The 9,855-nt window shown below is 39.4% G+C and carries 10 protein-coding genes and 1 pseudogene; 10 read left to right on the top strand and 1 reads right to left on the bottom strand.

Annotated features, from left to right (window positions below; all coding sequences use genetic code 11):
• Nucleotides 1-116, bottom strand: a pseudogene (locus tag HMPREF0027_RS12370) (DUF411 domain-containing protein); the annotation flags it as partial.
• 85 nt (nucleotides 117-201) lie between these two features.
• Between HMPREF0027_RS12370 and HMPREF0027_RS02475 the strand changes: the two are divergent.
• From HMPREF0027_RS02475 to parE, 10 genes are all read left to right on the top strand, one after another.
• Nucleotides 202-588 (top strand): Cu(I)-responsive transcriptional regulator, encoded by a 387-nt coding sequence (locus tag HMPREF0027_RS02475; protein WP_005621979.1) that lies wholly within the window; start codon nucleotides 202-204, stop codon nucleotides 586-588.
• Between the two features lie 114 nt (nucleotides 589-702).
• Nucleotides 703-1,746, top strand: a complete 1,044-nt coding sequence (gene pstS, locus HMPREF0027_RS02470) for a phosphate ABC transporter substrate-binding protein PstS (RefSeq protein WP_005621978.1) — start codon at nucleotides 703-705, stop codon at nucleotides 1,744-1,746.
• Between the two features lie 137 nt (nucleotides 1,747-1,883).
• Entirely contained in the window at nucleotides 1,884-2,264 is a 381-nt protein-coding gene (locus tag HMPREF0027_RS02465) for a hypothetical protein (RefSeq protein WP_155812098.1), read from the top strand.
• Between the two features lie 17 nt (nucleotides 2,265-2,281).
• Nucleotides 2,282-2,983: a porin family protein gene (locus HMPREF0027_RS02460; protein ID WP_005621974.1), complete on the top strand. Its 702-nt coding sequence runs from the start codon at nucleotides 2,282-2,284 to the stop codon at nucleotides 2,981-2,983.
• An 89-nt stretch (nucleotides 2,984-3,072) separates the two neighbouring features.
• A complete protein-coding gene (gene pstC / locus HMPREF0027_RS02455) occupies nucleotides 3,073-4,020 on the top strand; it encodes a phosphate ABC transporter permease subunit PstC (RefSeq protein WP_005621973.1) in 948 nt (315 codons plus the stop codon).
• Complete coding sequence (gene pstA, locus HMPREF0027_RS02450; protein ID WP_005621971.1) at nucleotides 4,020-4,871, top strand: phosphate ABC transporter permease PstA; 852 nt, start codon at nucleotides 4,020-4,022, stop codon at nucleotides 4,869-4,871. The genes pstC and pstA overlap by 1 nt, the downstream gene beginning before the upstream one ends.
• 9 nt (nucleotides 4,872-4,880) lie before the next feature.
• A complete protein-coding gene (gene pstB, locus HMPREF0027_RS02445; RefSeq protein WP_005621969.1) occupies nucleotides 4,881-5,660 on the top strand; it encodes a phosphate ABC transporter ATP-binding protein PstB in 780 nt (259 codons plus the stop codon).
• Nucleotides 5,661-5,765: 105 nt separating this feature from the next.
• The gene (gene phoB, locus HMPREF0027_RS02440; RefSeq protein ID WP_005621967.1) at nucleotides 5,766-6,455 is read left to right on the top strand and encodes a phosphate regulon transcriptional regulator PhoB; all 690 of its coding nucleotides are present in this window, start codon (nucleotides 5,766-5,768) and stop codon (nucleotides 6,453-6,455) included.
• The gene (gene phoR / locus HMPREF0027_RS02435) at nucleotides 6,455-7,747 is read left to right on the top strand and encodes a phosphate regulon sensor histidine kinase PhoR (protein ID WP_005621966.1); all 1,293 of its coding nucleotides are present in this window, start codon (nucleotides 6,455-6,457) and stop codon (nucleotides 7,745-7,747) included. The genes phoB and phoR overlap by 1 nt, the downstream gene beginning before the upstream one ends.
• 77 nt (nucleotides 7,748-7,824) lie before the next feature.
• Nucleotides 7,825-9,738 (top strand): DNA topoisomerase IV subunit B, encoded by a 1,914-nt coding sequence (parE, locus tag HMPREF0027_RS02430; protein WP_005621964.1) that lies wholly within the window; start codon nucleotides 7,825-7,827, stop codon nucleotides 9,736-9,738.
• The last annotated feature ends 117 nt before the right edge of the window (nucleotides 9,739-9,855 follow it).

The raw sequence follows: 9,855 nt of genomic DNA, 5'->3' as shown, positions 1-9,855 counted from the left end.
GGGGGGCAGATCAAAGTCGGGCTTTTCCATACTTCAATATTATTGACTGCATAAACAAAAGAAGGAGTCGCAAGCATTGCACAAAATGAAACGACTTTTAACAGACGAAATTTCATAGCTACCTCATAAAAAAGAATGACGAATACTGAATTTCTTTATATGCTAATCCTTAACCCTAGGTTAAGGTCAAGAGGTAATAGAATGAATATTAGCCAAGCTGCGGAACATTCTGGATTATCAGCTAAGCAAATTCGCGATTATGAAAAAGCCGGTTTACTGCCGCAGGCAGTCCGTTCAAGTAGTGGTTATCGAGTTTATTCGATTTCGGATTTGGAACGTTTACACTTTATCAGTAATGCACGTAAGGTCGGATTTTCTTTAGTACAGATCAGCGAATTATTAAAACTAAATGATGATCCGCATCGCACCAGCCGTGAAGTAAAGAAACTTACCGAGCAACATATTGAAGAACTTCAGCAGAAAATTGCCGATTTGCAACAAATGCTGACGTTATTAAAAAGTTGGAGTAAGTCTTGTTGCGGTAACGATAGCTCGGAATGTTCAATATTAAGCGGTCTAAAACGCTAAATTTTTTGTAAATGATTTTGCTGTCATCAAACCGTCATATTGTTTTTTTAGAATACGCTTAAACCAAATAATCTGTTCCAAACAGCTAGTTTAAACATCCATGAGGAGAACAATATGTTATTGGTAAAAGTAGCAAGAAAATGTGTAGTGATCGGGCTTTCATTAGGCGTGATGGCATCAAGTTATGCGGAAACGATTACTGGTGCTGGTGCTTCGTTTCCCTATCCGATTTATGCGAAATGGGCTTCACTTTATGAAAAAGAAACAGGCAATAAAGTGAATTATCAATCTATCGGTTCCGGTGGCGGTCAGCAGCAAATTATCGCTAACACGATTGATTTCGGTGCGTCAGATGACCCAATGAAAGCAGAATTATTGGAGCAACACAAATTATTACAATTTCCGGCAATTATCGGCGGTACGGTTCCGGTGGTGAACTTACCGGAATTTAAAGCCGGCGAGTTAAAATTATCCGGTACGGTATTAGCGGATATTTTCCTCGGTAAAATTACCAAATGGAATGATCCGGCGATTAAAGCATTAAATGAATCATTAAATTTACCGGAGAAAAACATTATTGTGGTACGCCGTTCGGACGGTTCTGGTACAACATTCGGTTGGACGAACTATTTATCTAAGGTTTCGCCGGAATGGAAAGAAAAAGTCGGAGAGGGAAAATCGGTTAAATGGCCGACCGGTCACGGCGGTAAAGGCAATGAAGGCGTTGCCGCTTATGTGAAACAGTTGAAGTATTCTATCGGTTATGTCGAATATGCTTATGCGAAACAAAATAATTTAGCCTGGGCTTCTTTACAAAACCAAGCGGGTAAATTTGTCCAACCGTCCCGTGACAGCTTTATGGCGGCGGCTGCAAATGCACAATGGGATAAAGCGAAAGGTATGGGCATTATGCTGACTAATGAAAGTGGTGAAAATTCATGGCCGGTGACGGCGGCAAGTTTTATCTTGATTCATCAACAAGCGGAGAACCCAAAGGCAACCAAAGCAGTGTTTGATTTCTTTGACTGGGCATTTGAGAAGGGTAAAAATGCGGCATTAGAATTGGATTATGTGCCGTTGCCAAAGAATGTGGTAGAAAAAATTCAGCAAAAATGGCATGATCAAGTTAAAGATAAAGATGGTAAAGCGATTCGCTAATCATTAAATTGGAAAACAAACGGTCGAATTTTAGGTTTATATTACAACCTTGAATTCGACCGCTTTCAATTTTATTAGCAAGAAATCAACATAAACTATCATCAATGATAAAAAATATTAGAGATTTTATGCATATTATGAAAAAGAATCTTTGGCTTATTGGTCTTGCAAGTGTGTATAGCTTAGAAAGCTATGCGCTTACAATTTATGAAAGGAATGGTACAACGCTCCGTTTTAGTGGTGAGATGAATATGGTATTGGAAAAACAATATTACCGCACACATCGTTATCCGCTAAATGAAACGCTAAATGAATCAATGAATACCAATTTAGCGAATAATGGCTCAGAAATCAGATTTAAGGCTAAGCATAAGTTATCTGATGAATTAAGTTTATTTGCTAGAGTCGGTTGGAATTTAAATAACTATGAAAAAAACGCTACTCGGGATAGATTCGGTGAGTTAAGTGTGCGTCGTGCTTATCTCGGTATTGAGCATCAAAAAAGTATGGGCAGTTAAGAATTGGGCGCCAATCTTTGTTTGCTAATGAGATTTACGTCAGCGATTTTGATTATTTTGTAGGAAATAGTGAACGCCTTTTAGCTTATAGCGGTAAATCTGTTATTCGCTATGATTATACAGGCATAGAGAATCTACAATTAAGTAGTCATTATCATTTTCCAGAAAAGACCGATAGTTTTCCTAGACAATCGAATCGTAAGTTAAAAGACGGTGTCGGGATTGCCGGTTTATATGATACTTCATTAAATGACAGACAAGCATTTTCTATTGGCGCTGCTTATAGTTATGTGAATTACCTTGACCGAACTAATCAGCGTGCTTCTCAGGAAGGCGCTCAATTAAGTTTACTTTTGTTTTCGAAAAATTGGCTGTTCGGACTGGATACCGGTTTACGATATCGAAAACAACCGAATTTGTTTGAGGATGAAAAGTTATTTCTGATTAAATCAGGTATTAGATATGCTTATTCTGATCAAGGAAGTGTTTATACTAATTGTGCTTATAGTGTTGCTAAACGGCAAAACTTGACCTTAGAAGAAGAAATAGATCGGATTGCTAGAAGAAGTGCTGTATTTGGAACGGATTATAGTGTGCATCAAAATGTCAGTGCCTATTTAGAAGCGGGTTATGCGTATGATCTCGCTTACTCCGGCGGCAATAAATTAGAACAAGGTATAGAGAAAATTATTGCTTCTAGTTTAGAGATTTATTGGTAAACAGCAGGTTCTTTCCAGTCTTATTTTGTCATAAAACTGTCATATTCTTTTTTTAAAATAAACTCCAAAATAAACATTGGAGTTTTTTTATGTCTAATAAACCAAGCTGTTTAAATCATCCTTTAGCAGAAGGCTTGTTTAAGCATACAACGCAATTTTTTGCTTGGCTTGTCTTTGCTATGTTGGCAGCTATTTTAATTTCATTAGTTATCGGTAGCTGGGAATCATTAACTCGATTTGGGCTAAGTTTCTTGTGGACAAACGATTGGGATCCGAATAATGACAACTATGGTGCGGTTGTGCCGGTGATCGGTACTTTAATTTCTGCATTAATTGCTTTATTGATTGCGGTACCAATTTCTTTTGGTATTGCAGTTTTTTTAACCGAACTTGCACCTGAATGGTTAAAACGTCCGATTAGTGTTGCAGTTGAAATGCTGGCTGCAATTCCTTCCATTATTTACGGTATGTGGGGCTTATTTGTCTTTGTTCCGCTTTTCCAAGAACATATCCAACCCACCTTAATTGAATTACTCGGCGATCTGCCACTTATCGGCGTACTGTTTTCCGGCGCACCTTTTGGTATCGGTCTGTTTACCGCAGGGCTTGTATTGGCAATTATGATTATTCCTTATATTGCTTCCATGATGCGAGAAGTATTTGGCGTTGTCCCGCCAATGTTGAAAGAGAGTGCTTATGGCTTAGGTTCAACCACTTGGGAAGTTGTTTGGAAAATCATTTTACCTTACACCAAAGCCGGTGTGGTCGGCAGTATGATGTTAGGACTCGGACGTGCATTGGGTGAAACGATGGCGGTCACTTTTGTTATCGGTAACGCATTTAATTTACCGGATTCACTCTTTTCACCGTCTGCTTCGATTGCATCCGCGATAGCGAATGAATTTAACGAAGCGACAGGCTTACAAAAATCGGCATTAATGGAATTAGGTTTAATCTTATTCTTAATAACTACAGTGGTACTCAGTATTTCTCGTTTAATGGTTTTAAGAATGAGCAAAAAAGAGGGAAATAAATAATGCATTGTAATAAAAATGGGCGTTTTTACCGCCGTAAATGCGTTAATAAAATTATGCTTTCAGTATCTTTCTTTGCGGTTGGATTCGGGCTGTTTTGGTTAGGCTGGATTTTATTTACTTTAATTCAAAAAGGAATTCCGGAATTTTCATTGACCCTGTTTACCTTACCGACACCGGCAGCGAATGAAGTAGGCGGTTTAAGTAATGCAATTATCGGATCATTGATGATGTTGTTATTCGGTACGCTAATCGGCACACCAATCGGCATTTTAGCTGGGACTTATTTAGCCGAATACGGACGCTATAGTAAATTGGCGAAAGTGACTCGCTTTCTGAATGATATTTTACTTTCAGCTCCGTCAATTATTATCGGTTTATTTATCTATGCGATTTATGTATCGCACGTCAAACACTATTCAGGCTGGGCCGGTTCTTTCGCTTTGGCTTTGTTAGTGATTCCGGTCGTGGTACGTACCACCGACAGTATGCTGAATCTGATTCCGAATAACTTACGTGAAGCTGCAGTGGCGGTAGGTTGCCCGCAATGGCGCATGATTACCATGGTTTGTTATAAAGCGGCTCGTTCGGGGATTATTACCGGTGTGTTACTCGCGGTGGCACGTATCTCGGGAGAAACCGCCCCGTTTCTGTTTACCGCGCTTTCAAACCAATTTAGTTCGTGGGATATGAACGGACCAATGGCAAACCTACCAGTCGTGATTTATCAATATGCGGCAAGTCCGTTCCAAGATTGGAATAACTTAGCGTGGGCTGGGGCGACATTAATTACCGGGTTTGTGTTATGTCTCAATATTCTCACCCGTATCTTTTTTAAACAAAAACAACGATAAGGAAATGCAATGAGTAACGAATTAATTTCACTGCAAGATACTAAAATTGCGATTAATCACTTAGATTTTTTCTATGGCGATTTTCACGCACTCAAAAACATTAATTTACGTATTGCCAAAAATAAAGTCACTGCTTTTATCGGACCTTCAGGCTGTGGTAAATCGACCTTGTTACGCACTTTAAACCGAATGTTCGAACAATACCCGAATCAAAAAGCCAAAGGGGAAATTTTGTTTGAAGGCGAAAATTTACTTATGACTGAAACCGATATCGCATTAATCCGTGCCAGAATCGGTATGGTGTTCCAAAAACCGACACCGTTCCCAATGTCGATTTATGATAATGTGGCATTTGGTATTCGTTTGTTTGAAAAATTGCCGAAATCGGAATTAAATGATCGTGTAGAATGGGCATTAACCAAAGCCGCGCTATGGAACGAAGTAAAAAACAAATTACATCAAAGCGGCGACAGTTTATCTGGCGGTCAGCAACAACGTTTATGTATTGCCCGTGGTATTGCGGTTAAGCCGGAAGTCTTGTTATTAGATGAACCTTGTTCGGCACTCGATCCGATTTCCACCATGAAAATTGAAGAATTGATTTGTGAATTAAAACACGATTACACGGTGGCGATTGTGACCCACAACATGCAACAGGCGGCACGCTGTTCGGATTATACCGCTTATATGTATTTAGGTGAGTTAGTCGAGTTTGGTGAAACCAAGCAAATCTTTGATAAGCCGAGATTCCAACGTACTGAAGATTATATTCGAGGTCGAATGGGTTAAATTTGTCTTGAATCGATTTAAACAAGCGGTTAAATTTTACTGAAATTTTGCAAATTTTTTGTCAAATTTGACCGCTTATTCATAGCAAAAGGTTAGGAGCAGAAGATGAATGAGAAAATTCTGATTGTCGAAGATGAAAAAGCAATTAGAGAGATGATTGCTCTATTTTTATTACAGCAAAATTATCAGGTTATTGACGCGGAAGACTATCAGAGTGCAGTGAAAAAATTGGATGAAAAACCTAAACTGATATTGCTAGATTGGATGTTGCCGGGGCGTTCTGGTATCCAGTTCATTCAATATTTAAAAAAGTCGGAAGAAACCACACAAATTCCTATCTTAATGCTCACAGCACGCAGCTCGGAAGACGATTGCATTACTTGCCTTAATACCGGTGCGGACGATTATGTCACCAAACCGTTTTCTCCTAAAGTGTTGATTGCTCGTATTGAAGCCTTACTTAGACGTACCTATCAAAATAATGACGTGATTAATATTGATGATCTGATTTTAGATCAAAATGCCAAACGGGTAACTTTTCAGAAAAAAGAAATCAGTTTAAGCAGTACCGAATATAAATTATTACACTTCTTTATGACTCATCCGGAAAAAGTTTATAGTCGAGAACAATTGTTGGATTTCGTGTGGGGCAATGATATTTATGTGGAAGACAGAACGGTCGATTCGTATATCCGCCGTTTAAGAAAAAGCTTGGAACCTTGTGGTTTTGAACGTTATGTGCAAACGGTGCGAGGTTCCGGCTATCGTTTTTCCAACCACTTTCGGGATGATTAATGAAAAAGGTTAAACTCTCTTTTAAACATTTCTTTATTGAAACGGCATTAGCGGCGGCGATTGCGTTTTTATTCGGGTTGTTTGCTTGGCACTTTTTAACGTGGTTTGCTTTGATTCTCGTCTTATTATTGATTTGGCATCACTATAATGAACAGCGGTTATTACATTTAATCGACCCGAATCGTAAAAGTAGCCGAAAGGTTTTAACTACATGGGAACATATTTCACAAACGGTCGCATTTTATCAAAAACGTAATCGTCGAGAAAAAATTAAAACACTGCGACTGCTCTCCAAATTAAATAAAAATATCCAATATTTGCCGGATGCTATCATTATTTGTCAGCATGACGGCACGATTTTATGGTGCAATAACGTTTCGCAAGAAATGCTGAATTTCTATTGGGATAAAAAACTCGAAAAAAGCGTGTTTAGTGTGATTTTTTATGAAGAGTTTAAAAAGTATTTTCATCAAAATAAGAAAAATCGACCGCTTGTATTAATGGATCGAGACGAGCGATATATCGAATTTCATTTAAATGATTATGATAGCGAGAGCTATTTAATTATTGCTCGTGACGTGACACAAATGATTCGTTTACTACACTCCCGACAAACCTTTCTGACTAATATGAATCACGAATTGCGTACGCCGCTAACCGTATTGCGAGGTTATTTGGAATTATTGGAAGGGCAAGCGGAAACAGAATTACAGCAGAAAAGTATTCAGGCGATGCAGTCACAGGCTAAGCGGATGGGGAATTTATTGGATCAGCTGAATTTATTGGCGAAAATCGAAACCTCTTCCAGTAAGGAACATTATGTGGTTGAAATGTCAGAAATGATTTTGGCATTACAAAAAAATGCAGATTTCTTAAAGCACAGCAAACAGCAAATTATTTTTAATATCACACCGAATATTACCGTACTAGGCGATGAAAACCAGCTGCAAAGTGCGGTTTCCAATCTAATTTATAATGCGGTTAAGCATGCCGGTGACAGTTCGATTATTGAAGTGGATTGGCATTGGTGTAACGAAGGGGCGGAGTTTAGCGTGCGAGACAATGGTGTTGGGATTGAAGAAACGCACTTACCGCATTTGACCGAGCGTTTTTATCGAGTGGATGAATCACGCAGTAATCAAACTGGTGGCAGCGGCTTAGGTTTAGCGATTGTTAAATATGCGTTGGAGCAACACGGTTCGCAATTAAAAATCAAAAGTGAATTCGGCAAAGGTAGCCAGTTTAGCTTTATCATCAAAAAATCTCTGCTTGGTGAAACAAAAAATCATTAAAACAGTATTTTTTACTCAACAAATGGGGAATTTGCCAGTAGAATGCCTGTTTTTCTGTCCATTAAGAGAGTTTAGTCATGTCTGATAAACGCTACGGTGCTGATGAAATTACCGTTTTAAAAGATCTTGAACCCGTCCAACTTCGCCCCGGGATGTATACGGATACCACCCGTCCGAATCATTTAGGGCAAGAAGTTATTGATAATAGTGTCGATGAAGCGTTATCCGGCTATGCTTCTCAAATTGATGTGATTCTGCATGCGGATAATTCGTTGGAAGTGATTGATAACGGGCGAGGAATGCCGGTTGATATTCACTCCACGGAAAAAATTTCCGGCGTGGAATTAATTCTCACTAAACTACACGCAGGCGGTAAGTTTTCCAATAAAAACTACACTTTCTCAGGTGGCTTGCATGGGGTGGGTATCTCGGTGGTAAACGCCCTCTCGCAACGTGTAGAAATCAAAATTAAGCGTAACGGTGAAATCTATACGATTGCCTTTGAAAACGGGGCAAAAGTAGAAGAATTAACTGTAATTGGCAGTTGTCCGAAAAAACAAACCGGTACCACCGTTCGTTTCTATCCGAACCCAAAATACTTTGATTCGCCGAGATTTTCAGTCAGCCGTTTACGCCATTTATTGCGTGCGAAAGCGGTACTTTGCCCGAAATTAACCATTAACTTCGTTGATCATATCAATAATAATAGCGAAAGCTGGTACTACGAAGACGGTTTATCCGATTATCTAAGCGAAGCACTAAAAGAATTCGAATGTTTGCCGAATCCACCGTTTATTGGCGATGTTTCCTCTGAAACCGAAGCGGTAAGTTGGGCGTTAACTTGGTTGCCGGAAGGGGGGGAGTTATTAGCTGAAAGTTATGTAAACTTGATCCCGACCGCTCAATGCGGTACGCACGTAAACGGTTTACGTAACGGCTTGTTAAAAGCAATGGTGGAATTTTGTGAAATTCATAATTTATTGCCGAAGAGCGTTAAATTAACTGCTGATGACGTGTGGAATCGCTGCGCTTATGTACTTTCGTTAAAAATTCAAGAACCGCAATTTGCAGGGCAAACCAAAGAGCGTCTTTCGTCTCGTCAAGCGTCAAGTTATGTGGATAGCACAATCAAAGATGCGTTCAGTTTATGGCTAAACCAAAACATGCAAACTGGTAAATTGATTGCCGAAATGGCAATTTCATCGGCACAAAGTCGTTTACGAGCTGCAAAAAAAGTCGTGCGTAAAAAATTGGTGAGCGGCCCTGCGTTACCGGGCAAATTAGCCGATTGTACTTCGCAAGATTTAAGCCGCACCGAGCTGTTTTTAGTGGAAGGGGATTCTGCGGGTGGTTCAGCAAAACAAGCTCGTGATAAAGATTATCAAGCGATTTTGCCGTTACGAGGTAAAATTCTGAATACGTGGGAAGTATCTTCCGATCAAGTGCTAGCTTCTCAAGAAGTGCATGATATTGCGGTCGCAATGGGGATTGATCCGGATAACGATAATTTAGATGAATTGCGTTACGGTAAGGTGTGTATTCTTGCCGATGCGGATTCGGACGGTTTACATATTGCGACTTTATTATGTGCCTTGTTCTTGCGCCATTTCCCGAATTTAGTCAAAAACGGACACGTTTATGTGGCAATGCCACCACTTTATCGGATTGATATCGGTAAAGACGAAGTACATTACGCCCTTGATGAAGTGGAAAAAGAAGCGATTTTAGCTCGCTTAGCCAAGAAAAAAGGCAAACCGAATGTCCAGCGCTTTAAAGGTTTGGGTGAGATGAACCCAAGTCAGTTGCGTGAAACCACAATGGATCCGAGTACGCGCCGTTTAGTACAGCTTACCCTTGATGAGCTAGATACAACCGAAGAAAACGAGCCGAATACCTTTGAAATTATGGATATGTTGCTGGCGAAAAAGCGTGCCGAAGATCGTAAACAATGGTTACAAAATCGTGGTGACGAAGCGGATCTTAGCGTGTAGTTTTCAATAAAAATAAGCGGTCGATTTTTACCGATTTTTGCAATTTGATAGGTTAAAATGCTAGTGTTTTCCATTTGCAAAGTTTTAGTAAAAATCGACCGCTTGTTGTATTAATTT

The organism is Actinobacillus ureae ATCC 25976, from assembly GCF_000188255.1.
Classification (GTDB): domain Bacteria; phylum Pseudomonadota; class Gammaproteobacteria; order Enterobacterales; family Pasteurellaceae; genus Actinobacillus; species Actinobacillus ureae.
This window is presented reverse-complemented; position numbering and strand designations above follow the sequence as displayed.

Excerpts from the sequence above, each read along its gene's own strand:
- HMPREF0027_RS02475 (WP_005621979.1), top strand. The coding sequence starts at position 202 with ATGAATATTAGCCAAGCTGCGGAACATTCTGGATTATCAGCTAAGCAA.
- pstS (WP_005621978.1), top strand. The coding sequence starts at position 703 with ATGTTATTGGTAAAAGTAGCAAGAAAATGTGTAGTGATCGGGCTTTCA.
- HMPREF0027_RS02465 (WP_155812098.1), top strand. The coding sequence starts at position 1,884 with ATGAAAAAGAATCTTTGGCTTATTGGTCTTGCAAGTGTGTATAGCTTA.
- pstC (WP_005621973.1), top strand. The coding sequence starts at position 3,073 with ATGTCTAATAAACCAAGCTGTTTAAATCATCCTTTAGCAGAAGGCTTG.
- pstA (WP_005621971.1), top strand. The coding sequence starts at position 4,020 with ATGCATTGTAATAAAAATGGGCGTTTTTACCGCCGTAAATGCGTTAAT.
- pstB (WP_005621969.1), top strand. The coding sequence starts at position 4,881 with ATGAGTAACGAATTAATTTCACTGCAAGATACTAAAATTGCGATTAAT.
- phoB (WP_005621967.1), top strand. The coding sequence starts at position 5,766 with ATGAATGAGAAAATTCTGATTGTCGAAGATGAAAAAGCAATTAGAGAG.
- phoR (WP_005621966.1), top strand. The coding sequence starts at position 6,455 with ATGAAAAAGGTTAAACTCTCTTTTAAACATTTCTTTATTGAAACGGCA.
- parE (WP_005621964.1), top strand. The coding sequence starts at position 7,825 with ATGTCTGATAAACGCTACGGTGCTGATGAAATTACCGTTTTAAAAGAT.